General features: G+C 60.0%; 23 protein-coding genes. 12 read left to right on the forward strand and 11 right to left on the reverse strand.

Annotation, left to right across the window (positions count from 1 at the left end):
• Nucleotides 1-126 precede the first annotated feature (126 nt).
• The 3 genes from kdsB to T370_RS0112090 all read left to right on the forward strand — a co-directional run bounded on the left by kdsB (nucleotide 127) and on the right by T370_RS0112090 (nucleotide 3,742).
• A complete protein-coding gene (gene kdsB, locus T370_RS0112080; protein WP_005030549.1) occupies nucleotides 127-891 on the forward strand; it encodes a 3-deoxy-manno-octulosonate cytidylyltransferase in 765 nt (254 codons plus the stop codon).
• Between the two features lie 72 nt (nucleotides 892-963).
• Complete coding sequence (gene carA / locus T370_RS0112085; protein ID WP_029435868.1) at nucleotides 964-2,094, forward strand: glutamine-hydrolyzing carbamoyl-phosphate synthase small subunit; 1,131 nt, start codon at nucleotides 964-966, stop codon at nucleotides 2,092-2,094.
• A gap of 358 nt (nucleotides 2,095-2,452) precedes the next feature.
• The gene (locus T370_RS0112090) at nucleotides 2,453-3,742 is read left to right on the forward strand and encodes a histone deacetylase family protein (RefSeq protein WP_005030546.1); all 1,290 of its coding nucleotides are present in this window, start codon (nucleotides 2,453-2,455) and stop codon (nucleotides 3,740-3,742) included.
• 54 nt (nucleotides 3,743-3,796) lie between these two features.
• On the opposite strand, the gene T370_RS0112095 is transcribed toward T370_RS0112090, so the two are convergent.
• Complete coding sequence (locus T370_RS0112095; RefSeq protein WP_029435869.1) at nucleotides 3,797-4,180, reverse strand: pilus assembly FimT family protein; 384 nt, start codon at nucleotides 4,178-4,180, stop codon at nucleotides 3,797-3,799.
• A 705-nt stretch (nucleotides 4,181-4,885) separates the two neighbouring features.
• Here T370_RS0112095 and T370_RS0112100 point away from each other — a divergent pair.
• Entirely contained in the window at nucleotides 4,886-5,884 is a 999-nt protein-coding gene (locus tag T370_RS0112100; RefSeq protein ID WP_016360591.1) for a YheT family hydrolase, read from the forward strand.
• A gap of 98 nt (nucleotides 5,885-5,982) precedes the next feature.
• Here the strand turns inward: T370_RS0112100 and aat are convergent, their stop codons facing one another.
• Nucleotides 5,983-6,657 carry a leucyl/phenylalanyl-tRNA--protein transferase gene (aat, locus tag T370_RS0112105; RefSeq protein ID WP_005030539.1) on the reverse strand — a complete coding sequence of 225 codons (675 nt, stop codon included), beginning with the start codon at nucleotides 6,655-6,657 and terminating at the stop codon, nucleotides 5,983-5,985.
• 105 nt (nucleotides 6,658-6,762) lie between these two features.
• On the opposite strand from aat, the gene T370_RS0112110 reads away from it, so the two are divergent.
• Nucleotides 6,763-7,521 (forward strand): sulfite exporter TauE/SafE family protein, encoded by a 759-nt coding sequence (locus T370_RS0112110; protein WP_029435870.1) that lies wholly within the window; start codon nucleotides 6,763-6,765, stop codon nucleotides 7,519-7,521.
• A gap of 400 nt (nucleotides 7,522-7,921) precedes the next feature.
• On the opposite strand, the gene clpA is transcribed toward T370_RS0112110, so the two are convergent.
• From clpA to T370_RS0112145, 7 genes are all read right to left on the reverse strand, one after another.
• Nucleotides 7,922-10,195 carry an ATP-dependent Clp protease ATP-binding subunit ClpA gene (gene clpA / locus T370_RS0112115; protein WP_005030536.1) on the reverse strand — a complete coding sequence of 758 codons (2,274 nt, stop codon included), beginning with the start codon at nucleotides 10,193-10,195 and terminating at the stop codon, nucleotides 7,922-7,924.
• A complete protein-coding gene (gene clpS, locus T370_RS0112120; protein WP_369737801.1) occupies nucleotides 10,192-10,467 on the reverse strand; it encodes an ATP-dependent Clp protease adapter ClpS in 276 nt (91 codons plus the stop codon). The genes clpA and clpS overlap by 4 nt, the downstream gene beginning before the upstream one ends.
• Before the next feature lie 212 nt (nucleotides 10,468-10,679).
• Complete coding sequence (radA, locus tag T370_RS0112125; RefSeq protein ID WP_029435871.1) at nucleotides 10,680-12,029, reverse strand: DNA repair protein RadA; 1,350 nt, start codon at nucleotides 12,027-12,029, stop codon at nucleotides 10,680-10,682.
• Nucleotides 12,030-12,253: 224 nt separating this feature from the next.
• Entirely contained in the window at nucleotides 12,254-13,948 is a 1,695-nt protein-coding gene (locus T370_RS0112130) for a potassium channel family protein (RefSeq protein ID WP_005030530.1), read from the reverse strand.
• Between the two features lie 2 nt (nucleotides 13,949-13,950).
• Nucleotides 13,951-15,357: a mannose-1-phosphate guanylyltransferase/mannose-6-phosphate isomerase gene (locus T370_RS0112135; RefSeq protein ID WP_029435872.1), complete on the reverse strand. Its 1,407-nt coding sequence runs from the start codon at nucleotides 15,355-15,357 to the stop codon at nucleotides 13,951-13,953.
• A 13-nt stretch (nucleotides 15,358-15,370) separates the two neighbouring features.
• The gene (locus tag T370_RS0112140) at nucleotides 15,371-17,017 is read right to left on the reverse strand and encodes an ExeA family protein (RefSeq protein ID WP_029435873.1); all 1,647 of its coding nucleotides are present in this window, start codon (nucleotides 17,015-17,017) and stop codon (nucleotides 15,371-15,373) included.
• A gap of 107 nt (nucleotides 17,018-17,124) precedes the next feature.
• Entirely contained in the window at nucleotides 17,125-18,189 is a 1,065-nt protein-coding gene (locus tag T370_RS0112145) for a type IV pilus twitching motility protein PilT (RefSeq protein WP_029435874.1), read from the reverse strand.
• A gap of 229 nt (nucleotides 18,190-18,418) precedes the next feature.
• Here T370_RS0112145 and T370_RS0112150 point away from each other — a divergent pair, with 229 nt between their 5' ends.
• Nucleotides 18,419-19,231, forward strand: a complete 813-nt coding sequence (locus T370_RS0112150) for a prepilin peptidase (RefSeq protein WP_034506379.1) — start codon at nucleotides 18,419-18,421, stop codon at nucleotides 19,229-19,231.
• On the opposite strand, the gene T370_RS0112155 is transcribed toward T370_RS0112150, so the two are convergent.
• The gene (locus tag T370_RS0112155) at nucleotides 19,221-19,970 is read right to left on the reverse strand and encodes a lytic transglycosylase domain-containing protein (RefSeq protein WP_282705452.1); all 750 of its coding nucleotides are present in this window, start codon (nucleotides 19,968-19,970) and stop codon (nucleotides 19,221-19,223) included. The genes T370_RS0112150 and T370_RS0112155 overlap by 11 nt on opposite strands.
• Nucleotides 19,971-20,053: 83 nt before the next feature.
• Here T370_RS0112155 and T370_RS0112160 point away from each other — a divergent pair, with 83 nt between their 5' ends.
• The 5 genes from T370_RS0112160 to T370_RS0112180 are packed head-to-tail and all read left to right on the forward strand — an operon-like array spanning nucleotide 20,054 to nucleotide 24,188.
• Nucleotides 20,054-20,602, forward strand: a complete 549-nt coding sequence (locus tag T370_RS0112160; RefSeq protein ID WP_029435877.1) for a DUF4124 domain-containing protein — start codon at nucleotides 20,054-20,056, stop codon at nucleotides 20,600-20,602.
• Nucleotides 20,603-20,610: 8 nt separating this feature from the next.
• Nucleotides 20,611-21,084: a prepilin-type N-terminal cleavage/methylation domain-containing protein gene (locus tag T370_RS0112165; protein ID WP_005030516.1), complete on the forward strand. Its 474-nt coding sequence runs from the start codon at nucleotides 20,611-20,613 to the stop codon at nucleotides 21,082-21,084.
• Nucleotides 21,081-21,440: a PulJ/GspJ family protein gene (locus tag T370_RS0112170; RefSeq protein ID WP_029435878.1), complete on the forward strand. Its 360-nt coding sequence runs from the start codon at nucleotides 21,081-21,083 to the stop codon at nucleotides 21,438-21,440. The genes T370_RS0112165 and T370_RS0112170 overlap by 4 nt, the downstream gene beginning before the upstream one ends.
• Nucleotides 21,430-21,909, forward strand: a complete 480-nt coding sequence (locus tag T370_RS0112175) for a PulJ/GspJ family protein (protein WP_029435879.1) — start codon at nucleotides 21,430-21,432, stop codon at nucleotides 21,907-21,909. Before T370_RS0112170 ends, T370_RS0112175 begins: the two co-directional genes overlap by 11 nt.
• Nucleotides 21,910-21,917: 8 nt before the next feature.
• Nucleotides 21,918-24,188: a hypothetical protein gene (locus T370_RS0112180; protein ID WP_029435880.1), complete on the forward strand. Its 2,271-nt coding sequence runs from the start codon at nucleotides 21,918-21,920 to the stop codon at nucleotides 24,186-24,188.
• A gap of 67 nt (nucleotides 24,189-24,255) precedes the next feature.
• Here the strand turns inward: T370_RS0112180 and T370_RS0112185 are convergent, their stop codons facing one another.
• Complete coding sequence (locus T370_RS0112185; RefSeq protein ID WP_029435881.1) at nucleotides 24,256-25,233, reverse strand: ABC transporter ATP-binding protein; 978 nt, start codon at nucleotides 25,231-25,233, stop codon at nucleotides 24,256-24,258.
• A 191-nt stretch (nucleotides 25,234-25,424) separates the two neighbouring features.
• Here T370_RS0112185 and T370_RS0112190 point away from each other — a divergent pair, with 191 nt between their 5' ends.
• On the forward strand, nucleotides 25,425-26,687 hold the full coding sequence (locus T370_RS0112190) for an OmpP1/FadL family transporter (protein ID WP_029435882.1): 1,263 nt from the start codon (nucleotides 25,425-25,427) through the stop codon (nucleotides 26,685-26,687).
• The last annotated feature ends 148 nt before the right edge of the window (nucleotides 26,688-26,835 follow it).

A 26,835-nucleotide genomic window follows, 5' to 3' on the forward strand; every position in this document is an offset into this window, starting at 1 on the left:
ACGAAAGTCCTCCCCCGCCCCCTCCAATATTCTTTTCCGCCCATACCCCTCTCCAAAAAAAGGGTTTATTGCGGAAAGGAATATTGCTATACCTGCGGGGAGCGGGCATTGGCCCACGGGGGGGAGATGAACACATCCATTCCATGCTACGGCATCATTCCAGCGCGTTACGATTCTTCGCGTTTTCCGGGAAAACCGCTTGCCGATATTTGGGGACGCCCCATGTTCTGGCATGTCTACGCCCACGCCAAACGAGCTTCGGTGCTCAGGAACATCGTACTCGCCACGGACGACGAGCGCATTGCGGAAGCCGCCCTTGAATGGGAAATCCCCTGCGTCATGACCCGCCGCGACCACGCCAGCGGAACGGATCGGGTTTTCGAGGCCGCTTCAAAGCTCGGCGTCGAGCCCCACGCCGTCATCGTGAACATACAGGGCGACGAGCCCGCGCTGGACCCCGCCGTCATTGAGCAGCTCGTAAGGCCTTTCCTTGACGGAACGGTACAGGTAAGTACCCTCGCCACGCCGATTTCGCCGGAACGTGCGGCTTCCCCCAATCAGGTGAAGGTCGTGACGGCGGCCAACGGCGACGCGCTGTATTTTTCCCGCTCGCGCATCCCCTTCGACCGCGAGGGCGGAGACGGGGAAATTTTGGGGCACATCGGCCTGTATGCATTCCGCATGGGGGCGCTGGAACGGTTCGTCAGCCTGCCGCAGTCTCCGCTGGAAAAGCGGGAAAAACTGGAGCAGCTGCGCTTTTTGGAAAACGGCGTCCCGATCCGCGTGGTCCGCGTGGAAGGCTACGAAGCCCACGGCGTGGACACGCCGGAAGATCTGGAAACCATCCGCGAACTGCTCGCGGAGCACACCTGCAAAAGCTGCGTCCGTTAATACGGGTGCATACGCGACTTTGACAAATGCAACGGCGGGACTGCCGCCACGCTTCAACATAACGGAGACGGAATGAAGGCGCTATTGGCTCTTGAAGACGGTTTTGTACTTGAAGGACGTTCCTTTACCGGCCCCTGCGAGGGCGGCGGGGAAGTCATTTTCAACACCGGCATGACCGGGTATCAGGAGATTCTTACCGATCCCTCCTATTACGGCCAGATGGTGTGCATGACGTGGCCCCTGATCGGCAACTACGGGATCAGTGCCGAAGACATGGAGTCCGGCAAGGTCCACGCCGCGGCCCTCATCGTCAAGGAGTGCTGCAAGACGCCCTCCAACTGGCGCTCCGTGTGTTCCCTGCCCGACTTCCTGCAACAGCACGGCGTTCCCGGCATCGAGTGCATCGACACCCGCGCCCTGACCCGCCACCTGCGTATGCACGGAGCCATGCGCGGCATGGTTTCCACCTCCATCACCGATCCCGCCGAACTCGTCATGCAGGCGAAGTCCCTGCCTTCGATGGAAGGCCAGAACCTCGTCACCCGCGTGATGCCCGCTACGCCGTGGAAGTGGACCGGCAACGGCGGCGTCCCCGCCGAACTCAACGCCGACGGCTCCTACAACTGGCCGGGCGAAGGCCCGCGCCTCGTCGCCTACGACTTCGGCATCAAGTGGAACATCCTGCGCCTTCTGACCGAGCAGGGCTTCGACGTGCTGGTCGTTCCGCCGTCCTTCACCGCCGAACAGGTCAAGGCCAGCGGCGCTCAGGCCGTGTTCCTGTCCAACGGCCCCGGCGATCCGGCGACCCTCACCGACGAAATCGTGACCATCAAGAAGCTTGTCGAAAGCTATCCCGTGGCGGGCATCTGCCTCGGCCATCAGCTTCTCGGCCACGCTCTGGGCGGCACGACCCGCAAGCTGAAATTCGGCCACCACGGCTGTAACCACCCGGTTAAAGACCTCTCTACCGGGCATGTGGAAATCTCTTCCCAGAACCACGGTTTCTGTGTGGATATCGACAACGTTTCCGATGTGGTCGTCACGCACGTAAACCTGAACGACGGCACGCTGGAAGGTTTTGCCCACAAGACCAAGCCCATCCTCGCCGTGCAGCACCACCCCGAGGCCTGCCCCGGCCCCATCGACAGCCAGTATTTCTTCGCCCGCTTCCGCGGCATGGTCCGCGACGCGGTAGGGTTCTAGGGTTTTTATTGGGGAGGGGGAGAACTTTTCTGGAGAAGGGGGGAGTACCCCACGGTTCCCTCTCCCTTCCCCAAACCTGCCAATACGGCTCGTCCTCCCTCCTCTCCCAAAACTTTTGGCCTTATTGAATCTCTGTTGAGCGGATTTCCCTGCATATCCAGACGCCTGAGCGGTCACGTTCAGGCGTTTTCCTCAAACGGAAGGCTCTCTTCCTCCGCTGGAACGAACTCCCTCCGCACAGCTTCCCCCACCAGCCCAACTGTTTGGGAAGATGAGGGATGGGGGTCCGGGGGAGGGAAAACTCCCTTTTCAAGTTTTTTCTTCTCCCTCCCCCGGTTATCTCACAAAGGAATTTCCCATGAGCAAACGAACCCTTGGCGTCGTCTTTTTCCCGGCGTTCGACTGGGCGATCAGCCCGACGCATCCGGAACGTGAAGAGCGCCTGCTGTATACGCAGGATCAGCTCCGCGAGGAGGGGTTGTTCGACCTTCCGGGCATTACCGAGTACAAACCCGGCGTGGCCACGTATGAAGATATCGAGCGGGTGCACTTCTGCCTGCCGGACGTCGGGCGCGTGTGCTCCGCATCGCACCTCGCCTCGGCGGGAGGCGCCATCCGGGCCGGGGAACTCGTGCTTTCCGGGGAACGCGAGCGGGCCTTCGCCTTGGTGCGGCCTCCGGGACATCACGCCATGCGCGTCACCCACGGCAACCGCGGCTTCTGCAACGTGAACATGGAAGCCGTGATGATCGAAAACCTGCGCCGCCGCTTCGGGCCGCTGCGTGTGGCCATCGTCGATACCGACTGCCATCATGGAGACGGTACGCAGGACATCTATTGGAACGATCCTGATACGCTGTTCATTTCGATGCATCAGGACGGCAGGACGCTGTATCCCGGCACGGGGTTTCTGCCGGAATGCGGCGGCCCCGGCGCGCTCGGACGGACGGTGAACATCCCTCTCCCGCCCGGAACCGGAGACGAAGGTTACTTATATGTCACAAAAAACGTGGTGCTGCCGTTATTGGAGGCGTTCAAACCCGACCTGGTGATCAACTCGGCGGGGCAAGACAACCACTACACCGATCCGCTCACCAATATGCAGCTTTCCGCGCACGGCTACGCCGCCATGAACGCGCTCCTCAACCCGCATATAGCCGTACTTGAGGGCGGTTACTCCATCCGCGGCGCCCTGCCCTACGTCAACCTCGGCATCTGCCTCGCGTTGGCGGGCCTGCCGTTCGAACACGTCCATGAGCCGGATCACGACGCCAAGGCACTCAAGCAGCGCCCGCAGGTCACGGAATACATTTCGCGCCTCTGTGACGATGTTCTGAATCAGTACCACAACCCGCCGTCCCGCCCCTCCGAAGGCCATCGTGACGGCGAGTGGTGGCGGCGCGAACGGGACATCTATTACGACACCGACGGCCTCAGCGAACACCAGAATGAAGGCATACGGCTCTGCCCCGATTGCCCCGGCCTGACCTGCATCGAAACATCGTCGGATCGCGTCGATAAAAGTCTGTGCCTGCTTTTGCCTCGCAACGCCTGCCCGCATTGTCGGGATCTTGCACATCGCCTCGTGGAAACGACCGGTAAAAAATCAGGCCGCTACGCACACGTCTTGTGCATCGGCGGCCAATAAACGCAAAAAGGGCCTCCCCTTCTTCGAGAATGGGAGGCCCTCTTATTATATATGCTAATTGCAAAAAGGTTCTTCAAAGTCGATTGCGTATGTCCCCTTGTTCGCTTCATTCATCGCCGTGACCTTGTTGCTCACGTAGGTGACTTTCCAATCCGAGCCATAGTCCGCCGCGTCATCAGCCTTACCAAAAGCCTCTATCTTCGCAGCGTTCAACGCATCGCTGCACGTCTTGCCGCCAGCAAGCAACTCTTTGGAAAATTTCATATTATACCGGGCAATAGCCTCGGCAGCAACAGCAGCGGCGGCTTTGTCTGCCGCCTCTTTTTGCAGATCATAGTATTTCGGCACCGCGACCGCGGCGAGAATGCCCAAAATGACCAGCACCGAAATAATTTCAATAAGCGTAAATCCCAACTGCCCTTTCTTAGTTTTTTGCATACATTTCCCTCAACATACAGCGATATGGATAATTAAATAAAGAAAGGCGTATCAATAATACCTATACATTATTTTGTCTATATCAGTTGAGAAAAATAGATTAATGAATATTTACCAGTTCAAAAGAGTTCATCTTTAATCGTGCATCCACGATGGGAAAGCCAAAACGCATTCTCTTTTCCATTATACTTTATCGATTACACAAAGCTCTTTTTAAAAAGGGAAAAAGGTTCATAGCCTCTTGGCAAAAACTATCCATATTGATGCGCCAGGAAACAGATTTATATTTATAGATGAATAATTATTACGTTTTTCTGCCTCCTTCCCCGAGGCGGACTCTCCCCACAGGGAGACCACATTTCTCCATCTCCGATCACTGGAAGGCTTAGTCCTGGGCAATCTGGCGCAATAGCACGCAACAGCCCCAAAGAGGTGCCCGGCGACGCCCCTCGCTGAGTTTACTTTGCCGTGATCCGGCCGCACACGAATAGATGCCGTATGCCCTTACAAAAAGAAGCACCATACCGCCACAGCGAATGAAGAGTAAGGCCCCCGCGACGAATCTCCGCTCCCAACTCGGGGCGGAAACAAGACCGGCTTCTCCATATTTCACTCAGGGCCGCCACACGGCTGTCTAACCGGGTGGGCAGATGGCGCGGCATGGTGTACAACAAGGAACAATCATGTAACCGCAAAGAGGAAGCCATGCCCGTCGTCAATCATTCGTCCTACAATTCTCCCATATGGTTGCGGAATGGTCACTTACAGACCATCTGGCCTGTGCTGTTCCGCAATCCTCCCTTGCCTTCTCTCTGGCGCGAACGCCTTGAAACCCCGGACGGCGACTTCATCGACATAGATCATATCCCCGCCTGCGCGGGCATCCGTTCCGGGCGTGTGGCCATCTTGTCGCACGGGCTCGAAGGAAACAGCACGCGCCGGTACATGCTCGGCATGGCCGAAGCGCTCAACCGCCGAGGATGGGATGTGGTGGCCCGGAATTTCAGGGGTTGCTCAGGCGAAATGAACCACACGCTTCCGCTCTACCACGGCGGGGAAACGGACGATCTGCACCTTGTCGTGCAGTACTGCGTCTCCCTCGGCTACGGGAGCATCGTACTTGTGGGGTTCAGCATGGGCGGCAATCAAACGCTCAAGTATCTCGGGGAGCGCGACCGGACTATCCCTTCACAAGTAAGCGCCGCCGTCGCCGTTTCCGTCCCGTGCGACATGGAAGGCGCGGCGGAAGTCCTTTCGCTGCCCTCCCGGGCTCCGTACATGGCCTATTTCCTGCGGACGCTGCGGCGGAAGGTCGAAGAAAAACATTCCCGCTTCCCCGATCGCATCGATATCGACGGGCTCGACCGCATCCGTACGTTCAGCGAATTCGACGATCGCTATACCGCCCCGCTGCACGGCTTCGATTCCGCACGCCATTATTGGCGGGAAAGCGGCTGCCTGCGGTTTCTGGAGCATATTGATGTGCCCTTTCTGCTGATCAATGCCTCGGACGACCCGTTCCTTTCGCCGGATTGCTATCCGAACCGCATTGCGGAAGCGAATGCGGCCATGACGCTGGAAATGCCCCCTTGGGGCGGGCACGTCGGCTTCGTCACGCCGGGACAAGATCTCTACTGGTCCGAGAAGCGTGCGGCGGATTTTCTGGAATATATTTGTGGGAGCGTCCATGAAGTCATACAGTAACGCATCAGACATCCCTCCAGCGGTACGGAGCGTGTTCTCCGCGCCGCCGCAAACCAAAGAAAAGGCCCGTTCCTACGAAAGGGCCTTTTCTTTTATGCTCATCCACCGCGGCAGAGAGCCTTCCGAAGCTGTTGCAGAAAATCATGCCGAGGGATACATTCCGCGCCGTAACGCATGATGTGGTCCGTTGCCATCTGGCAGTCTACCAATTGGCAATGCCGCGCTTTCAGCCATTCCATCAGGCTGACCAGCGCCAGCTTGGACGCATGGGGGCGCACGTGGAACATGGATTCCCCGAAAAACGCCCTCCCGAGCCCGACTCCGTACAGGCCGCCCACGAGCGTATTTCCGGCCGCATCATGTTCCCACACTTCAACGGAATGGGCAAAACCCAATTCGTGCAGGCTGGCGTAGGCATCCACCATTTCGGGCATGATCCACGTCCCGTCCTGATCCGGGCGCGGCGTAGCCGCGCATCCCGTCATGACGTCGCAAAAGGCCTGATTGACGGTCACGGAAAAGCCGCACTTGCGTATTTCCTTACGGACGGTATGCGGGATACGGAATTTTTCAGGAAACAGGACGCACCGGGGATCGGGGGACCACCAGAGCAAAGGCTGCCCTTCCCCGTACCACGGGAAAATCCCGGCGCCGTAGGCCGCCAGCAAACGGCGGACGCTCAGGTCGCCGCCGACCGCCACAAGGCCCTCTGGATCGGCCCCTTCCGGATCAGGAAACAGTTCCGGGTAATCGGGATGCAAACGGTATATCATACGCCGCGCTCCCGCAGGGGAAGATACCCCGTATATGGGAAGGGGGGCCTTAGCCTTCTGTCGACTTTCAACATCAATGTGTAACTCAGCTCCGGGGAAGTTTTCATGCTCCTGACCGTATCTCTCCTCTGCATCGTCACCTTTATTGCCGGCCTCATCGACAGCATCGCCGGAGGCGGCGGACTGCTCAGGCTGCCCGCCCTCCTGATCGCGGGGGTCTCGCCGCAACAGGCCCTCGGCACCAACAAGTTCACAGGCGCGATAGGAACGGGCGCGGCCATGCTCAACTTTGCCCGCAAGGGGCTCATCCTGTGGAAGCTGGCATTCATCGGCATCCCCTGCGCTCTGCTCGGCTCGGCGGCAGGCAGCAAGTGCATCCTCGCCTTCGATCCCCAGACTGCCGGGAAAATCCTGATTGCCCTGCTCCCCGTAGCGGCCATGATAACCCTGATCCCCCGGCGCTCCAAGTCGTGCAAGGACAGTTTCACCTCAAAAGACGTCTACCTGCTGACCCCGCTCATCTGTTTCAGCGTCGGTTTTTACGACGGCTTTTTCGGACCCGGCGCGGGAAGTTTCTTCATCATCGCCTTCAACGTCTGTCTGCGCATGAATCTCATTCAGGCTTCCGCGCTGACCAAAGTCTTCAACCTCTCCTCCAACCTCGGGTCGCTGTTCGTCTTCCTGTATCACGGCGACGTGCTTTTTCTCTACGCCATCCCCATGACCGTGGCCGACGTGCTCGGCAACCTCGCCGGCAGCCAGCTCGCCATCCGCACCGGCCCGACCATCGTTCGCCGCTTCCTGCTCCTCTCGCTTGTCATTTTGTTCGTTTCCCTTATTTGGAAGTATTATTTCGCAGGGTAAGAGAAAAGAGGGAATTGGAGGGGGGAAGAGGGGACTTTCTGGAGAAAGTCCCCTCTTCCCCCCTCCAAACCTCCCCCTATCTCCCTAAAAGACTTTCAACTGGTGGGGAGGCTGCACGAGAGGAGTTCGTTCCACTCCAGTGCTGTAAGAAAGAGATAAAAACAAACAAGGGAGCCTGAACATTTTTTGTTCAGGCTCCCTTCTTCAGTATATGGAGCACGGCTAAGAGCGTGCTGTCCACCTGCCTATATCCCCTTTTCATCTACAGGGAACGCGGGGAGCAGGGATTCGATGAACACGAAAGCCTTTGGAAGAAGGGGTGGGGGAAGGAAGGGGAAACCGTGGAGGGTGCTCCCCCCTTCTTAGAAAGGTTTCCCCTCCCTTCCCCAATCTTCACCCCCTACTTTTCCTCAAACCTCAAGACCAGCTTGTCGCCGCCATCCTCGGGCTCGTCCACAATGACCGTTCCACCCTTGACCAATCGGCCAAAGAGCACTTCTCCGGCCAACGGATCTTCCAGCGCTTCGCGGAGAAGACGCTGCAAGGGACGCGCGCCGAGCTTGGCGTCATAGCCTTCCTTGGCCAGCCAGCTCCGGGCTTCGGGCGTCAGGGTCAGGTTGACCTTCTTGTCGGCAAGGCCCTTGCCCATTTCGGCAATGCACTTGTCCACAATCATGCCCATCAAATCGGGCGTCAAAGCATTGAACGGCACCAACGCATCCAACCGATTGCGGAATTCAGGGCTGAACATCGCCTCCACGGCCTTGCGGCCGCGCTGCGCCGCGCTCTGGGCCACCTTGCCCGCAGGGGCCTCAATGAAGCCCATCGGCGAGGCATCCATATCCCGGACGCCCGCATTGGAGGTCATGATCAGGACCACGTTCTTGAAGTCGGCCTTGCGGCCCGTGTTGTCCGTCAGCGTCCCGTAGTCCATCACCTGCAACAGCACGTTGAAGATGTCGGGGTGCGCCTTTTCGATTTCGTCCATCAGCACCACGGCATAGGGCGTCTTGCGCACGGCCTCGGTCAACAGGCCGCCCTGATCAAAGCCCACGTAGCCTGGAGGCGCGCCGATAAGCCGCGACACGGCATGTTTTTCCATGTACTCACTCATGTCGAAACGCAGGAAGGCGACGCCCATGCGCTCGGCAAGCTGCTTGGCGAGTTCCGTCTTGCCGACCCCGGTGGGTCCATAGAAGAGGAACGAACCGGCGGGACGATCCGTCCTGCCGAGCCCGGCCCGCGAACGCAGGATGGCGCGGGTCACGATATCCACCGCTTCATCCTGCCCAAACAGCACGGACCCGAGGTCATCCTTGAGCGTCTTCAGGCGGTCGCGTTCCTTGCCCGATACGGTGCGGGCGGGAATCCCGGCCATACGGGCCACAATGCGCTCCACGTCCTGACGCGAAACCGACGAGCCGGACTTGAAGCCCGGACGCAGCCGCACGGAAGCCCCGGCCTCATCCATGACGTCGATGGCCTTGTCAGGCAACAGGCGATCCTGCACATGGCGGGCGGAAAGCTCCACCGCCGCCCGCAGGGACGACGAGGAGTAACGCACGTTATGGTGCTTCTCATAGTGGGGCTGGAGGCCCTTGAGAATGTCCACGCACTCGTCCAGCGAAGGCTCCTTGATATCCACTTTCTGAAAACGCCGGGCCAGCGCGCGGTCCTTTTCAAAGTGGTTGCGGAACTCGTCGTAGGTCGTCGAGCCGATGCAGCGGAGCTTGCCTTCGGCAAGGATGGGCTTCAACAGGTTGGAAGCGTCCATCGAGCCGCCGCTGGTGGAACCGGCACCCACAATAGTATGGATTTCGTCAATAAACAGGATCGCGCCGGGGATCTTCTGCAACGCTCCGACCACGGCCTTGATGCGGCCTTCGAAGTCGCCGCGGTAGCGCGCCCCGGCGAGCACGGCCCCGAGATCAAGGGAGTATATCTTCGTATCCTTGAACTCCGGCGGCACATTGCCGCTGACGATGCGCAGGGCCAGACCTTCCGCAATGGCGGTCTTCCCGGTCCCGGGATCGCCCACGTACAACGGATTGTTCTTACGGCGCCGGGCGAGGATTTCGATGGAGCGCGACAGCTCCATCTCGCGTCCGACCAGCGGATCGAGCTTTCCTTCGCGGGCGCGGGCCGTCAGGTCCACGGTGTAACGGGCCAAGGCGTCCTTGGCCGATTCGGCACCGCCTTCGCCCTCTCCCGATTCCGAGGAAGATTCGTCCTGCCCCTCTTCGTCGTTGTGGGAGATGCTCTCCAACACGGCAAGCCGGGTGATGCCCTGCTTTTTCAGGCAGTAGGCAGCCCACGAGTATTCCTCTTCCTCAAGGATGGCGGCGAGCACGTCGCCGACCTCAACACCGATGTCCTCGTCCCGTCCCGCGCTTTTGACGTGCGCCAGCGCGCTGTCCAGCACACGCTGGACGGCAAGCGTCTGGTAAACGTCTTTGGTGGGCTCGTCGAGGCTCTCCATATAGGTCTTGAAAAAATGATCGAGGGCCTGCCGCAGCACGGGGGCACTGCCGCCGCACCGTTCGATGAGCTTCCTTCCGGAAGGCTCGGATGCGATGCCGTAAAGGACATGCTCCAGCGTCAGGTATTCATGCCGACGCCGTTTCAGCTCCTCCACCGCAAGGCCTAATGCTTTCTGCAATTTCTTGCCAATCATGCGCCAACCTCCTCAAGCGTGCAACGCAGGGGGTAGCCTGCCTCTCTCGCAAGGAAATGAGTTTTATCTACTTTGGTTTCGGCGATTTCATGAGGGTAGACCCCAGCAATGCCTTTTCCGCGCTTGTGCACGGCCAGCATGATGTTCGTGGCCTGATCCGCCGTCTTGTGAAAAACGGTCATCAGGATATTCACGACGAACTCCATGGTCGTATAGTCATCATTGTGAAGCAGGACCTGATACATTTTCGGTTCTGCCACCTCAACGTCCATGATGACGTCCGGCTGGCCGCCCGGGGCCGCGTGAAAGGGATTCTGGCTCATGGTTCAATCGTCCTTTTGAATAAAGAATAATTCCTGATAACGCGTTCGCAAGGGCCGCGCAAGAGCAACAGGGGAGCGTCATGCATTTTTTCCCCACACGCCAAAACCGGCCCCGTGGAGATCCGCGCCCGCCCGGCTTGAGGCCCTTTCCGCTTCCGCCGTCAGTTCTTGCGGCGGAACAGCCTGTCCTGCAACTCCACGACCGTGGCGATTCCGTCGCCCTCGCCCTGCGAAGGAAAAAGGATCGGTTTGTAGCCAAGCCTGCGCGCCTGCGAAAGCCGGATATCGTGCGCCGCCACGGGGCGGATCTGGCCGTTGAGGTCCACTTCGCCCCACAGCACGGCCCGCTCGGGAAGCGGCACGTCGTAGAAGGACGACAACATCGCCGCCACGAGCGCGAGGTCCATGCCCGGCTCCTGAATCTTCATGCCGCCGCCGACCTTGGCATAAATGTCGACCTGACCGAAGTTCAGGCGCAGGCGTTTTTCCAATACAGCCAAGATAAGATGCAATCGGTTGACGTCAAATCCCAGCCCCGTACGCCGGGGGATCGACAAGTAGCTGCGCGTGACCAGCGCCTGCACTTCCACGGCCAGCGGCCTTTGCCCGTCCACGGCCATAACCACCGCCGTCCCGCTGAGGCTCGCGTCGCGCGCGCCCAAAAAATAGGTTGCGGGGTCCTCAACGACTTCCAGCCCCTGCCGGACCATCTGAAAGACCAGCAATTCCTGATTCGGCCCGAAACGGTTCTTCAACACGCGCAGGAGCCGGAACATCTGGCGCCGATCGCCTTCCAGCGAAATGACCGTATCGACCATGTGCTCAAGCAGCCTCGGCCCGGCGAGCGCGCCGTCCTTCGTGACATGGCCCACCAGGACCACGGTCGTGGTGCCGCGCTTGCAGGCGTCGACGATCTCCGTCGCCACGGCCCGGACCTGGCTCACGTTGCCGGGCAGGCCTTCCGCGCTTTCCGACGTAAACGTCTGCACGGAGTCCACAATAAGCAGATCAGGCGCGCCGTCGCCCTCAAGCAACGGCAGTACGTCCTCGACCCGCGATGTGGACAATGCCAGCAAGTTGTCATGCAGCATTCCCAGACGGTTGGCGCGATCCTTGATCTGCGGCAACGATTCTTCGCCGCTCGCGTACAGAACCAGCTTGCCCGAAGCGGCCACGGCCCCGGCCATCTGCAACAAAAGCGTGGACTTGCCGATGCCCGGCTCACCGCCCATGAGCAGGGCGCTGCCCGGAACAAGCCCCCTGCCGAGCACGCGGTCCAGCGCCTCAAGCCCCGTGCCGAACGGCTCGTGCCCGTGATCCTCGACATGGGCCAGCGGCATGGCTTTCACCGAGCCGAGGCTCCCTATCGGGCGCTTCCGCGCTCCTTCGACGGGCGCGGCCACCAGTTCCAGCGAATTCCACGCTTTGCACACGAGGCATTGCCCCCGCCACAGCGGCGACTTTGCCCCGCATTCCGCACACACATATGTTTCTTTAATCTTGCTGGCCATGAAGAAACCTTCTGAAGAATGGGAAGACGAATACTCTTTATGAAATGTAGGATTTTTCCCCTGAGAAGGAAAGCACCACCCGATCAAACGAGACACAGGGAACGCGGCGAACAGGGATTCGATAAAGTCAAAAGTCTTTGAGGGAGAAGGGGGGAGGTTTGGAGGGGGGGAGGAGGGAACTTTCTGAAGAAAGTTCCCTCCTCCCCCCCCTCCAATTGTATCGCCTAACTCGGAAAATGCTCCATGAACCGGCGCTCGGCATCCGCGGTGCCGATGAGCACAAGCACCGTATCGGACTTCATGGGCGCGTTGGGGTCCGGGGGCACACGCAATACGCCCTGACTCTTCAAGGCGACCACATTGCAGTCGGTCTTTTCACGGATGCGGCTGTCACGCAGGGACAGGCCCACAAGGGCCGGGGGCGCCGTCACCCGGAAAATGTTCAAGCCTTCCGTCAGAATGGTTACCCGGCCGGGACTGAGCAGATTGATGATCGTACTCGCCGCCATCGAAGCGTGCGACATCACCAGATTCGCCCCGGCGTTGTACAGGGAGGGCACGTTGCGATCGAGCGTGGAACGGCTGAGGATCTGCACGTCAGGCCGCAGCTTGCGGCAATAGATGGTCAGATAGATGTTCAGGTCATCGTCATGCGTGGTCACGATGACGGACGGGGTTTCCATGATGTGCGCCCGCTGGAGCACCGCCAGTTCCCCGGCATTCCCGAGAATGTAACGGGGATCGTCCGGCGGCACGAGCCGGGGGTTCTTCTCGACGAGACAGAACGGCAGCCCGCGACGTTCCAAGGCATCCGCCGCCGCTTCCCCCACCTTGCCCCCGCCGAGGATAAGCACGGGCGTCCGGTTCGCCTTGCTGCTCCGCTCGGCCTTGCGGTCATAAGCCTCAAGCTGATCCGCCGTCCCCGCGAGCAGCAGGATGGAGGCCTCGTCGATCCGGCTGTCCGGGCGCGCGGACATATAGGAATTGCCCTCCCACAGCCCGGCCACGTTGAGGCCGAAGCGTTCGCGGAACCCGCACTCGCGCAGCGTCTGCCCCATGAACTCGGTGTGGATGACCGGCGCCTCGGCAAGGCACAACGTCCCGAACCGGGCGATGATGTTCGACTGGGCGCGGGTCCCGTAGACGCGGCGGGCAAGGCTCCGCCCAAGCATCTCGGTAAACGAGTAGACGTGGTCGCACCCCGCCAGCATGAGGATGTTCATGGCCTCCGGATTCTCCGCACTGGCGGCGAGCAGGGTCGACGGCGCGACTTCTCGCACCGTGGAGGCGATGTTCGTATTCCGCAGATCCCCTTCGAGCGCTGCGACCAACGCCGCCTTGTCCGCCCGCAGGTTCCGGTAGGTGTTGGCGTCGTCGAACTCGCCGGTCACCACATCATAGCGGTTGTCGTACAGTTCCAGCGCGTGCTGCCCGTCCGGTACGAGGATGACATACGGATAGTTGTGCTGCCGGAGCTTGCGGGCCACGCTCAACGAGATGTCGTTGTCGCCCACCAGAACCGTGTGGCCGCTGGTGTCGGACGGCAGGGAGCGCGGCTTGCGCTTGTTGTTGTATTCCTCGATCCACGGCTGGTACACGAAACGGATGAACGTAAACGGCATCACGATCATGATGAGGATGATACCCGACACCAGCACGATGATGGAGAACAGTTTCCCGATATCGCTCGTGAAGGTGATGTCCCCGAACCCCAGCGTGGACATGACGGTCAGCGTCCAGTAGACGCCGGTGATATAAGAATAATCCCGCCCTTCGTAGGCCATGATCTGATGAAACACGATGCTGAACAGCGCCACCAGAACGGTCGTGAACAGCAGGAAGCCGATCACGATGCGCTGATTGCGGCGTCCCGTGGTCTGGGTCAGGAGCGCCGGGAGAAGGGTCAGGAGCAGTTTCATGGTCAGCGCCCGTAGCTGTCTTCAAGACGCACGATGTCATCTTCCCCAAGGTAGGAGCCGGACTGGATCTCGATGATGACCAGCGGGATCATGCCGGGATTCTTGAGCCGGTGCACGGTGCCGAGGGGAATGTAGGTGGACTGGTCTTCATGGTACAGGAGCACCTTGTCGCCAACGGTGATCTCGGCCGTCCCTTCGACCACCACCCAGTGCTCTGCCCGGTGGTGGTGCTTCTGGAGCGAAAGCTGCCCGCCCGGCTTGACGATGATGCGCTTCACCTGAAAACGCTCACCTCTCGCCAGCGTTTCGTAACTCCCCCACGGGCGATAGACCAGCGGGTGGCTTTCCGCCTCGCCGCGCCCTTCCTTTTTCAGTGATTCGACGATCTTTTTCACATCCTGCGTGCGTGCGCGATCCGCCACCAGCACGCTGTCCGCCGTCTCCACGACCACCAGATCCGATACGCCGAGCGCGGCGACCATCCGATTGGAGGCGTGCAGATAGCAGTTTTCCGCGCCCTCGGCGTAGACATCCCCCACACGCACGTTGCCGTCCCCGTCGTGCGGAGCGGCTTCATAGAACGCTTCCCATGACCCGAGATCGCTCCAGTCGGCTGTCAGAGGGACCACGGCGGCCCGGTCCGTCTTTTCCATCACCGCGTAGTCGATGGAGTCGGCGGGCGAACTCAGGAAGGCGTCGGCGTCGGGACGGATAAAGTCCCGATCGGCGTGATGCCCTTCCCACGCCGCCTTGCACGCCGCATGAATGCCGGGAGCGTGCAGGGCCAGCTCTTCAAGGTAGATGGATGCGCGGAACAGGAACATGCCGCTGTTCCACAGATACCCTCCGTCCGCCAGCATGGCCTCGGCTCTGGCGAGATCCGGTTTTTCCACAAAGCGCGCCACAGCATACCCGCCCGAGGGCAACGCCCCACCCCGGCGGATATACCCGAACCCTGTTTCCGGTGCATCCGGCGTGATGCCGAATGTAACGATACGCCCGGACTCGGCGCAGGCGCGGGCCCGCGCCACGGCTTCGGCGAAAACATCCTGAGGTTTCAGCACATGATCGGACGGCAGTACCAGCAGCAACGGATCCCCCCCGCCGGACAACGCCGCGAACGCCGCCAGCGCAATGGCGGGCGCGGTATTCCGTCCCTTGGGCTCCAACAGAATAGTTCCGGATACGCCTTTCTGCTGCAAGGCCGCCGCCACATAAAAGCGGTGCTCTTCATTGCAGACCACCAGCGGATCGGCGCTGTCCGGCAGAGCCGCCGCCCGATCCACCGTATCGCCGAACAGGGTATGCCCTCCCAGATCCATGAACTGCTTGGGATACAAGGCTCGGGAAAGGGGCCAGAGGCGGGTGCCGCTGCCGCCGCACAGGACAATGGAACGCAATGTGGACATGAACATTTCCTGTCTATTTCACGGTAAATTTATGAAACACCAAACACGCCCCATCAAAAGGCGGCAGCAGCCGCACGGAGGCTTCAGCCGGCGGAGAAAAGCGGGAAAGCCAGCTCCACGCGGCCCTCTCCGACGCAAAGCCGCGCGGAGCCAAAATATGAAACGACAATCCTTCGCCCGGACGCCAGATCGGGGTCAGCGCCACGGATGGGGAGCGTTTGCCGTAGCCGCGCCACGCAGTATACGCCTCTTCCAGCGTGCCGAACGCACCAAGGCTTAAAAGCACCCCCTTGGTCATGGACGGCGGAGGGGCATACAGTACGGCGGGAAGCGTCAGATCCTGCGCGCCTGCGCCGATATCGTTTCTGTATCCGGGGTTTTTGCCTAAAACCAGTTCCAAGGCGGAGCCGGAACCGTACAACGCCCGCACCAGTTCGGCAAGAGCCTCGCCGGGCTGCAAACGGAACGTCCCCAGCGTTTCAGGGACCGCGTTCTTTTCCGCTTCGGCACCCTGCCCACCCTCCGCTTCCGCAGTGGAGGATTCCGCCTTTTCAGGGACGGCGGGGGGCGCTTCATCCGGAGGCAGAGGCTGCGGAACGGCTTCCCGCGACGCCGCGCGACGCACGGCATCATCCCCGGCTGCCCGCCCTTGCCCGGCAGTCCCGGCGGTATCCGCCTTCTCCGCTTCCGGCAGCCAGCCCAGCACGCCGGACACCACCGCCTCCAGCCGGGCGTGCGCGTCGTCCTTTACAGCCTCCGGCATCCAGCGGTATCCGCCCGCGACGCAGATCAACGCCAACGCCACAACCAGCCAGCGGCCCCACCGGTTTTGCACATCGCTGCCGTTACGGGCCACCTGCGCCCACACCATACGGCCGGTTACGGTTGTACGGTTGCCCACAAGCAGGGCAAGCAGCATCTGATGCCCGAGGCGCATAAGCTGGCGGGGCTTCCCCCTGCTGGCCCGGTGCAGGGCGATGAGGCTCCCGAGCGAAAACAGCCGTTCCGCCCTCTGCCCTCCCGCCAGCCGCAACCGGTGGCGCACAAGCCGGATGCTCTCGCGCATGGAGAGCGGCTTCAGATACAGGTACTCGTTGATCCGATCTTTAAAGTTGGGCATACCTTCAATGATCTGTGCCAATTCCGGCTGCCCAAAGATGACGATTTGCAGGAGCTTTTCCGTGTTCGTCTCGAAATTCAGCAGTTCGCGCAGCACTTCCAGCGCCGCCGGACTGAGCTTCTGCCCCTCATCTATAAAAAGGACAAGATTCCGGTTCTGCTCCAGCGCCTTATCGAAAACCCGATTTTGAATGACGCTGATGCACTCCCGGCGCGCCACGCCCTCGGGAGGCCGCTGCCCGGCGAACAGCTCGCACAGGTGCCGCACGAATTCATCGGCATCCTCGAACCCCGCGTCCAACAGCAAAAAGACGTCAATGCCGCTCTGCTCGTTCAGGCTCCTCAGCAGACAGCGGCACAGCGTGCTCTTTCCCGTGCCCACCTCGCCGAGAACCACGTTCAAGCCCCGCCGCAGCCGGATGGCGATTTCCAGCCGGTTCAGGCAGTCCTCGTGCGTCGGCGTCCGGTAATACGCGTCCGGGTCCGGCGAGTTCGAAAACGGCTCCCGCGTCAGATTCAGGAGCTCCAAATAGCTGCTCATTCGGCAATACCCTCAAGAAAACGGCATTGGAGGAAAAAGGGAAACGCTCGTCGCGGGAGCGGGAACGCACAGGCCTTCCCGTTTTTCCCGGCCTCCATCCTTCCGCGCTATTTCAACTTCCCGATGGCCTCACGGAGACGCCCCTTGTCCTGTGCGTGGACGAGGGCCGCCTCGGGCGCGATGATGCGCTGCATAAGCAGGCGTTCGATGTCGTCGTCCATCGTCTGCATCCCAACATTGCGATTGGTCTGCAAAACGCTCGGCAATTGGAATGTCTTGCTCTCGCGGATCATGTTCCGCACGGACGGGATGCCGAACATGATTTCCAGCGCGGGTACCCGGCCCTTCTTGTCGGCCCGTTTGAACAGCGTCTGCGCGATGATCGCCTGAATCGACTCCGAAAGGCTCGTCCGTATCTGCGCCTGCTCCTCCGGCGGGAAGACCTCGATGATGCGGTCGATGGTCTTGGGAGCGGAGATGGTGTGCAGGGTCGCAAACACGAGATGCCCCGTTTCCGCCGCTTCGAGGGCGAGGGAGATGGTTTCGAGATCGCGCATTTCGCCCACGAGGATGATGTCGGGGTCCTCGCGCAGTGCGGAGCGCAGCGCCGTGCCGAACGAGCGGGAATCGCGCCCTATCTCGCGCTGGTTCACGAGGCAGCTCTTGGATTGATGCACGAATTCGATGGGGTCTTCAATGGTAATGATATGGTCGCGGCGCTTGGTATTGGCGTAGTCCACAAGCGCGGCCAGCGTGGTGGACTTGCCGCTCCCGGTGGGGCCGGTCACAAGCACGAGGCCCTTGGGCAGCAGGGCCAGCTCGCGCAGCATGATCGGAAGACCCAGCTCCTCAACCGTGCTGATTCGCTGCGGGATTTCGCGGAACACCGCGGAAATGCCGCGGTTCTGCCGGAAAAAGTTGGCACGGTAGCGCGCCAGCCCCGGAATTTCATAGGCGAAGTCCAGATCGCCCGTCTGCTCGAACGCCTGCACGCGCTCCATGGGAACCATTTCACGCAGTACGGCCAAAAGTTCCTCGGTCGTAACAACCGGAGCGTCCACCCGTGCGAGGTCCCCGTAGATCCGCAGGAGCGGCGGATTGCCCGCCGAAAGGTGCAAATCCGAACCGTGATTGGCGTGCAACAAATGAAAAAGATTGTCTATTTTTGCCATGCATGACCTTCCTGCACGGTTTTTGTTGCCGGAACGCCCGGTTCTTGGTACACCTTGGCAGGAACAAGGTGCGTATGAAATACGCGAGACGGAAGATTCTGTCATCACCGCTGAAGGCCTGATCGCCATTTGTGAACAAGCCCACAACATGCTGGACTCAATCACAGAAGGCTTCCGCCGACAGCCCGCGCACCGTTGCCCGATCGGGCGTGCCAAAGGAAGGCTCCGCGTGTACCAGACCATCCCCCCGGAATTGCTGCATCCCGAAATGTTCATTCCCGCCGCCACGCTGCTCGGGCTCCTGCTCGGCAGCTTTTACAACGTCTGCATCCACCGGTACGTCAGCGGCGAATCCATCCTTTTTCCGCCTTCCCATTGCCCGCATTGCAACCAGCGCCTCCGCTTCTGGGAACTGATCCCCGTCCTCAGCTATCTGCTGCTGCGCGGCCAGTGCGCCCGCTGCCACAAGCCCATCCATATCCGGTATCCGCTCGTCGAGCTCCTGTCCGGCCTGACGTCCGGCCTTTTGGCATGGCGTTTCGGCCCCACGCTCGCCTTTCCCGTCTATCTCGTGTTCACGGGAATGCTCATCGTCGCCTCGGGCATCGATCTGGAATGCTTCATCCTTCCCGACGGCATCACGCTCGGCGGGACAGTGCTGGCCGTGCCCGCCGCCATCTTCGCCCTCGGCATGGACTGGACGGACGCCCTTCTCGGCGGCCTTGTGGGCGGCGGGACGTTCCTCGCCGTACTTCTTGTCTTCAAACGCCTGCGCGGCGTGGACGGCATGGGGTTCGGCGACGTCAAACTCATGCTCATGCTCGGCGTCCTGTGCGGGCCCCTCGGCCTGCCGCTGATCACGCTGGTCGCGGGCGTCTCGGCCCTTGCCGCCTTTCTGCTCATCGCCTGCCTGATGCCCCGCGAAGCGCCCTTGCGCGAAATGCCCATCCCGTTCGGCCCGTTCCTGAGCCTCGGCGCCTTCGTGCACATCCTCGCCGGTCAGGAAATCCTCGACTGGTGGATCCGGTTCATCACGGGGTAGCGTACAGCGCAAGCACTTTCCGCACGTAATTGCGGGTCTCCTCAAACGGGGGGATGCCGCCGTACTTGTCCACGTTGGCGGGCCCGGCATTATACGCCGCCAGAGCCAACGAAACGTTCCCGCCGTACCGATCCAGCATGGATCGGAAATAGCGCACCCCGCCCTCCACGTTCTCATCGGGATTGAACGCATCGCGCACCCCCAGATGCCGCTGCGTGCTGGGCATAAGCTGCATGAGCCCGCTGGCCCCGGCCGAAGAGACGGCCTTGGCGTCGAATCCCGATTCGACCTTGATGATCGCCATGACCAGCCGGGGTTCGACCCCATGTTGCCCGGCATACCGTTCCGCGAGCCGCGCCACGCCGTCCGGCCCCACCGCACGCATCAGCCGCTCGGCGCTGAAGCGCCCGAAAAACTGATACCTCCCGTCGCCGTCCGGCCTGTTCGTCAAAAAGACGGTCCCGTCCTCCCCCACATGCCGATAGATGGCCACGGACTCCGCAGGCAACGGATCCGCCGGCTGAGCTGACGGGGCATCCGGGCGGGCCGCGTGGGGCCGCTGAGGAAGCGTTTTTTTGATGGGAGGCCGCACCACGACCTTGAGTTTGGAAGGTTCGGCTGCCCTAACGCCGGTGGCGCACAAAAGGCAACACACCAGAATGAGGCCCGCCCATACGGGGAGCCCCAGCCATGAGAGTCGAGGCCCCTCGTCTTTCGGAACAGCCTGTGCTACCATCATTTCCAACCGTAACGAGCCTCCCGTCAAAAGACAAGGAGCGCCCTCCGCACCTGTCCGGCGACGCCGAGGGAAAAGGTCCGCCCATGAAAAAACGCAAGCGTTTCTCCCTCGCATGGCTTGCCCTGCTCGCGCTGGCGGGCGGGGTGGAACTGCTTATCGTGGACGGCACGCTTTCGGGCGGCGCCCCATTGTCCCGCGTGGCATCCAGCGTGCGGGAAACGCTGGACCAAACACCCACCCCAGCGAATGCGGCCTCTCAGCAGATGTACATCTGGAAAGACGCATCCGGGGTCACGCACATCAGCGAAACGCCGCCTCCCAAGCCGCCCGCGGGCAAAGTGGAGGAATACCAGTTCTCGCCGCAGCCTCCAGCCGCGCAGCCCGAGCCCGTCGCCCCTCTCGATATACCGAGCCCTGAGCACCAGCCGTCCGCCGCCGAACTGGAAAAGGCCGCCGCTGAAGCCCGGAAAAGGCTCCAACAGCAGGTCGAACAGCTACAAAAGGAGCGGGGGCAGCTTGAAAAGCAATTATACCGCGCCCGGGCCACGGGCGACGGCTACGCGCAGATCCGTTTCCGTACTTTGCTGGAACAGAACCGAGAGGCGCTGGAAAAGCTCATCCCCAAACAGTGACATATGCCATGCAGCCACCCTTCCGCAACGGATTTACCCTGATTGAAATCGTCTCCGTGCTCGTCGTGCTCGGCGTGCTGGCCTATCTCGGCATTTCGGCCTTCCGGGGCAATGACGAGATAACCGCCTACGCGGAACGGGACAGGCTCCTCTCCCAGCTCGTCTATGCCCGCGCGCAAGGCATGGCGATGGGCGGCGGGCAATGCGTCACCATAGATACAAACAAGGTGAGTTTCTTCATGAAGGGCAAATCAGCCCTGCCGACACTGCTCAAGGATTATACGCCTTCCGCATCAATCCAGAGCACCCCTCCGGCTACGTTCTGCTTTGACGCGGCGGGAAGCGTCTGCGGCGAGGACAGCCTCGGAAATCCGAACGACACGGGCATCCTCTACTGCACCGCGTCAGCCTCCGATCAAACATTCAGCTTCGGCGGCGGGATCACGCTCACTCTCTTCGCGGAAACGGGGTTCGTCCAATGAACGCGCGCGGCTTCACCCTCATCGAGATCATCGTCACCATCATCCTCATGGCGATCATGGGCTTCATGGCGGCGCAACTCATTGCCACGACCTTGCGCGGAAGCGCCGAAAGCGCCGGGCAGATCAAAGATCTGACGGAGGCCACCAGCACTCTGGAAGAATGCATCGCCTACCTCAACACGGAAGCCATGCAGCAGAAGGCTGCCAGCGACCTCATCACGGATAAAGGCCTCGAAGCTCTTTTGGAAGCCCAAGATAAACGGGAACTGTGGCATCCGGACGGCTGCCCATCCTGCCCGGACAACCTGCTGATCACCGTCAAGCGCGGTTCCGTGGAGCTTTCCCGTGCGTTCTGATGCCCGCGCCCCCGAGCGGGGTTTCACGCTGCTGGAAATCGTCTGCACGCTGGTCATCCTCGGCGTGCTCGGCTCGCTCGTGTTCTCGGGATTCGGCACGGCTATCACCGGGTATACGCAGATGCGGGAAGTCGGAACGTCGGACATGCAGGCCGAACTGGCTCTCATCCGCCTCCGGAAAGAGCTTGCGGGAGCCGCCGATTTTCCCGAATCACCTTTCAAAGACAGCCCTTCCGTCACATTCACGAAGACGGATGGCACGCAGACAACCATCAGCTGCGAAGATACCGGAAACAAGCTGCTCATCGACGGCCAAATACTCCTCTCGGACGTGGCCTCATGCCGTTTCACAACGAACGGGGCCGGCCCCTCCTACATCGGCATCGTGCTGACCCAGCAACTCGCCGAACGGCAAGTCACCTGGACGCTTTCCGTCGCCCCCCGCAACACCCCCCTCGCCAAGGATTGAGGTTCCCCATGCAGACGTCACAACGCGGAAGCGTCCTTCTGACCATCATCGGCGGGATCGTCATTCTGGCCCTGCTCGGCATGGTCGCGGTTTCGCTCATGACAGGTTCCGTCATGACCGGGCTGGACGCCAAGGAAACGGTGCAAGCCTCCTACCTCGCCGAATCGGGAAAGGAAATCGTCCGGGTGCAGACGGCGCAACAAAGCGGCGGTGAAATGATGAGCATCGCCCGGCAACTGGAAGAAAGCAGCCGCCAACATAATGGAAAGGGAATTGAGATTGACGGGAAAGGCTTTGTTAAGCTGACACTTTACCCTTCATGGTTCCGATGGTACGAGGACAAATTGCATTTGACGGATTCGGGATGGTATGGCGGGGTTCCCAACGGCAAACGTGAAATGCTGGTGCTCAATCAAAGCGGAGCGATGCGCTATGCTTACGAAAACGGCTTCGGTTCCGAAACGCCCGGCTCAACCGCTGCGGACGTCTACCTGATCGGGAGGGTTCAAGGCGAGAACGGCAGTATCACATACGACACAACGAAACGGACGTTGACGGTCAAGACGACAGCCGATGATCTCAAGTGGTTCCCCGAATATGGAGGCCTGATCGGGCTGGTGCGCCAGCAGGAAAAAGACTCCCAACTCCCTACAAGTACACAAGTCAGCAAACTGCGTTTCACCTATAACAGCAAAAAAACTGATGGTGACGTGCATACCTTCACCGATTTCATTCCGCTCTCGGAAGGCACCATCTCAGAGGACACCTTTAAAGACAAGGATATCGTCCTCGGCCAGTACTTCCGCGTGGTCAGCGAAGCCCAAACCGCCAACGGTGCACGGGCCGCGCTGGTGTGGCATACGAACGGCAGGAGTTCCCTCCGTTTCGCCGGTTCAGGAGGAAGCGAAGAGGGGGGGAACGCCACTGAAAACATTATTGGGGGAAACCTCAGCAGTGAAGAAGATCTCAAAGAACTCTTCGGCCAGCACCTTACGGAGCATAATCTAAATAAAGGCTATACGTTCACGAAATACGGCCCGGATCTGACCGCATTGAGTGTACAAGGTTTTCAGCCGAGCATGCCCAATCATTTTCTCCTCAAAACAACACGCAAAACCAGCACAGACTACTGGTTCGCGGGAATTACCGACAAGACGATTCCCATTGACTCTTTTCAGAAAGAACATGGTGTAATGATACAGATTTCAACCATGATTCATCCTCCAGGCTCTTCAAAAAAGCCTCACTTTTTTGGCGGGCTCCTTTTCAGGACCCATATGCTTCAAGGGAAATCGGCGCTCACTCCGCATGGCGTCTCCGGGCTGGGCATGGGAATCGTTTATGGCTCCATTGAAATCGAGAACTCGGAGAAAGAAGGCTATTACGAGGTTGACGACTGTACTATCAACCCTGCCCTCCTTCCCGGCTTTGAATGGTTTTCCAAAGACTCCAACGACCCGGAAGAGCCTGACGGCTCTTTTCGCATCGCCAAGACAGATTGGGAGCAATACAGCCGTATCTTTGTACAGGGGGTTCCATCTGCCGGACGCAAAATGACCATCAAGCCAACGTTGATTCTCTGGGCATACGATGACGAGGAGCTCAACGATGGGAACGTTTCCGAACCCCCTGATTCTCTTCGCTGCCTTGCCGCCGCCTCTCTGGGACCTAATGACGTGTATTCTCCTCTGTCAACGCCGCTCGATGCTTTCTATTTTACGCGCATCGTCACGCAAGTGCGGGAGCACGAAGGAGATAACAAAATCAGAGCGTGGATAGCCTCCCAACGCCCTCCCAAGTATGGGGTTACCGACTATACGAAATACGACCCTGAAACAAACAATTTCCTCTATTCGTATGATATCGCACATACTCTTGAATTGGGTAAAATTCTTGACGATATCAGAAACGGTTTCAAGGTATCCGAAGGCGCGCTGTGGCCTGTTCTCGATTTCTCTGATGGCGTGGAGCAAAATTTGATGACAGATCGCTTTACGCTCATAGGATGGGACTATGTCAATCCTGAGTTTTCCCGTTTTGAAACGGAAAAGGTTGACGGGCGCTCAAATATCAAAACAACAATCCTCACACAATTCGCTACAGGCGCTGCGTATAACCGCGCGGGCATATTCCAAGGAACCTACACGGAAGATGACGACAAAAATAATATTCCCAACACCTATAATCTCAACTTCCGAAACTTTGCGGTCGGCATTCCCGGCACCGGCGGTTCCGGTACCGACGATGTCCCCGGCCTCACTCCCGGCATCGTCCAGTAACCCATCCCCCCAAAAGCCCCTGTTCCGTCGGGAACAGGGGCTTTTTTCTTGTCGCTGCAACAAGGCGCTATCCATACAGATGGCAACGAGCCAGATGATCCGGCGCGATTTCCCGGAGTTCCGGGGCTTCCTCACGGCAACGGGGCATTGCCTGCGGGCACCGGGGATGGAACGCGCACCCGGCGGGCGGCGAAAAGGGGCTCGGCAGTTCACCGGGCAGGAAAGCCCGGATATGCCTCTTTGCAGGATCGTGCACGGGCGCGGCGGCCAAAAGAGCCTTCGTATACGGATGCGCCGCCGAACCGAACAGGGTGTTCCTATCGGCCTGCTCGACGATGCGTCCCAAGTACATGACCGCCACCCGGTCGCTCATATAGCCGACGACCGACAAGTCATGTGAAATGAAGAAATACGTCAGCCCGAAATCAGCCTGTACCTCTTTCAGCAGGTTCAGCACCTGCGCCTGAACCGAGGCGTCGAGGGCCGACACGGCCTCATCGCAGACGACAAGCTCCGGGCGGGTCACCAGTGCCCGTGCAATCGCCACACGCTGCCTCTGGCCGCCGGAAAACTCGTGCGGGTAACGTCCGGCATGTCCGGGCTGCAACCCCACGCGGCGCAGGATTTCGCCCACACGCTCCTGACGCTCCGCCGACGGCGTGCCTATGGCCATCAACGGCTCGGCAATGGACGTACCGATCCTCAACCGGGGATTCAGCGAAGAAAAAGGATCTTGAAAGATCATCTGCAAACGGCGGGAATACCATGTGTCATTGCGGCCCGACACGCCGGGCAATACGGATTCGCCGTCGAAAAGGATTTCCCCGCCCGTCGGAGGAAGAAGCCGCACAGCCATGCGCGCCAGTGTCGACTTGCCGCACCCGGACTCGCCCACCAGGCCGAGCGTCTCGCCGCGACGTACGGAAAGCGATACGCCATCCACTGCGCGAACTTCGCCCCGCACTCTCCCGAGCACACCCTGCCGCACCGTAAACGAACGGCTCACATCACGAAAATCAAGAAGCGGAGAAGAGGCGGAAGACATGCATACTCCGAGGCTGAAAAGGAGACCGAAAAACGTCAAACCAGAAAATCGGCTAGCATTTTAGTACCGTTTCTGGTAAAAAAATTGGTCTTTTACCATTAAAAACGAAAAGCATCGACAACCACCGACGCTTTTTGCCTTTTTGCTATGGCAGTTTTTACACGTCAACTTCTAACAAAGCAAGGAAGACTATGAAACGGATTGCCTCCCTGTTGCTTGCCGCCTGCCTGTTGGCGGCTCCCCAGCTTACTGGAAAAGCCCAAGCGGAAGGATTTGCCCTGTCCGACTTCGGCGCCCGAGGCACGGCTCTCGCCGGCGGCATGGTTGCCCGCGCGGACGATCCTTCCGCCGTGGCTTGGAACCCCGCTGGGATCACTCAGCTCCCCGGTACCCAAATAATGGTGGGCATGACCGCCATTCAGCCTTCCGGGACCGTCGACACGGTGGACCGCTTCGGCATCGGCCGCTCCACCGACGTAGACAAGCACACATGGGCAAATCCGCACGCCTATCTCACCCATCAGTTCAGCGATAACCTCTGGGGCGGCATCGGTATCTTCTCCCGGTTCGGCCTCGGCAACTCCTATCCCAATAATTGGCCGGGACACAACAATCTCGAATATGTCAGCCTCAAGACCGTTTCACTGAACCCCAACCTCGCCTTCAAAATCAATGATAATCTCTCCCTCGCCGTGGGCCTTGAGTTCATGTACGCCACCATGCTCATGAAAAAAGACGCGGATCTCGGCGGGATGGTCAACCCAGCCCTCGCCGGGCGCTTCGGGCACGATCAGCAGATGCTCACCGGGTCCAGCATCGCCCCCGGCTTCAACCTCGCCGCGCATTACAAATTCAACGACGAATGGGCCGCAGGCCTGACCTACCGCAGCCGCGTGAAGCAGGCCGTGCGCGGGCATTTGGAATTTGAAAACAAGAATCCGCTTCCGGGCGTCCACCTGCCCAACTCCGATCTGCACGGCAACCTGAACCTTCCCGATACCATTTCCTTCGGCGTGATGTGGAAGCCCATGGAAACCCTGAGCTTCGAAGCCGGAACTGTGTACACCGTATGGAGCAACTACCGTTCCCTGAACATCCACGTCGACGATTACGGCACCGCGTACAGCCCCAAAAACTGGCGCGACACGTGGGGCTTCAACGTCAGCGCGGAATACAAGGCGCTCGACTGGCTGACCCTGCGCGGCGGCTATGTTTTCGAAACCAGCCCGATGAAGGATAGCACCTGCGACTACATGACCCCGAGCAACGGGCGTCACCGTATCACCGCCGGTGTGGGCTTCAACTGGGATCAGTGGACCGTTGACCTTGCTTACGGTTACCTGATCATCAAGGAACTCAGCTACGACAAGTCCACCGCCGACGGCGTCCTGAAGGGACGTTCCCACAACGGGAGCAGCCATATCGCCGCCGTATCCGTGGGCTACAAGTTCTAGCGGATAAAGAGAAGAGACACTTGAGGGGGCGGGGAGGACTTTCTGGAGAAAGTCCTCCCCGCCCCCTCCAATCTTTTTCCTTCCCTACATCAGCCGCCGCACTTGGTGTAGGCGCAGTTGGGGCAGCGATGGCAGCCTTCCTGAAAAA

Source organism: Bilophila wadsworthia ATCC 49260 (assembly GCF_000701705.1).
GTDB lineage: Bacteria > Desulfobacterota > Desulfovibrionia > Desulfovibrionales > Desulfovibrionaceae > Bilophila > Bilophila wadsworthia.

Excerpts from the sequence above, each read along its gene's own strand:
- kdsB (WP_005030549.1), top strand. The coding sequence starts at position 127 with ATGAACACATCCATTCCATGCTACGGCATCATTCCAGCGCGTTACGAT.
- carA (WP_029435868.1), top strand. The coding sequence starts at position 964 with ATGAAGGCGCTATTGGCTCTTGAAGACGGTTTTGTACTTGAAGGACGT.
- T370_RS0112090 (WP_005030546.1), top strand. The coding sequence starts at position 2,453 with ATGAGCAAACGAACCCTTGGCGTCGTCTTTTTCCCGGCGTTCGACTGG.
- T370_RS0112095 (WP_029435869.1), bottom strand. The coding sequence starts at position 4,180 with ATGCAAAAAACTAAGAAAGGGCAGTTGGGATTTACGCTTATTGAAATT.
- T370_RS0112100 (WP_016360591.1), top strand. The coding sequence starts at position 4,886 with ATGCCCGTCGTCAATCATTCGTCCTACAATTCTCCCATATGGTTGCGG.
- aat (WP_005030539.1), bottom strand. The coding sequence starts at position 6,657 with ATGATATACCGTTTGCATCCCGATTACCCGGAACTGTTTCCTGATCCG.
- T370_RS0112110 (WP_029435870.1), top strand. The coding sequence starts at position 6,763 with ATGCTCCTGACCGTATCTCTCCTCTGCATCGTCACCTTTATTGCCGGC.
- clpA (WP_005030536.1), bottom strand. The coding sequence starts at position 10,195 with ATGATTGGCAAGAAATTGCAGAAAGCATTAGGCCTTGCGGTGGAGGAG.
- clpS (WP_369737801.1), bottom strand. The coding sequence starts at position 10,467 with ATGGACGTTGAGGTGGCAGAACCGAAAATGTATCAGGTCCTGCTTCAC.
- radA (WP_029435871.1), bottom strand. The coding sequence starts at position 12,029 with ATGGCCAGCAAGATTAAAGAAACATATGTGTGTGCGGAATGCGGGGCA.
- T370_RS0112130 (WP_005030530.1), bottom strand. The coding sequence starts at position 13,948 with ATGAAACTGCTCCTGACCCTTCTCCCGGCGCTCCTGACCCAGACCACG.
- T370_RS0112135 (WP_029435872.1), bottom strand. The coding sequence starts at position 15,357 with ATGTCCACATTGCGTTCCATTGTCCTGTGCGGCGGCAGCGGCACCCGC.
- T370_RS0112140 (WP_029435873.1), bottom strand. The coding sequence starts at position 17,017 with ATGAGCAGCTATTTGGAGCTCCTGAATCTGACGCGGGAGCCGTTTTCG.
- T370_RS0112145 (WP_029435874.1), bottom strand. The coding sequence starts at position 18,189 with ATGGCAAAAATAGACAATCTTTTTCATTTGTTGCACGCCAATCACGGT.
- T370_RS0112155 (WP_282705452.1), bottom strand. The coding sequence starts at position 19,970 with ATGATGGTAGCACAGGCTGTTCCGAAAGACGAGGGGCCTCGACTCTCA.
- T370_RS0112160 (WP_029435877.1), top strand. The coding sequence starts at position 20,054 with ATGAAAAAACGCAAGCGTTTCTCCCTCGCATGGCTTGCCCTGCTCGCG.
- T370_RS0112165 (WP_005030516.1), top strand. The coding sequence starts at position 20,611 with ATGCAGCCACCCTTCCGCAACGGATTTACCCTGATTGAAATCGTCTCC.
- T370_RS0112170 (WP_029435878.1), top strand. The coding sequence starts at position 21,081 with ATGAACGCGCGCGGCTTCACCCTCATCGAGATCATCGTCACCATCATC.
- T370_RS0112180 (WP_029435880.1), top strand. The coding sequence starts at position 21,918 with ATGCAGACGTCACAACGCGGAAGCGTCCTTCTGACCATCATCGGCGGG.
- T370_RS0112185 (WP_029435881.1), bottom strand. The coding sequence starts at position 25,233 with ATGTCTTCCGCCTCTTCTCCGCTTCTTGATTTTCGTGATGTGAGCCGT.
- T370_RS0112190 (WP_029435882.1), top strand. The coding sequence starts at position 25,425 with ATGAAACGGATTGCCTCCCTGTTGCTTGCCGCCTGCCTGTTGGCGGCT.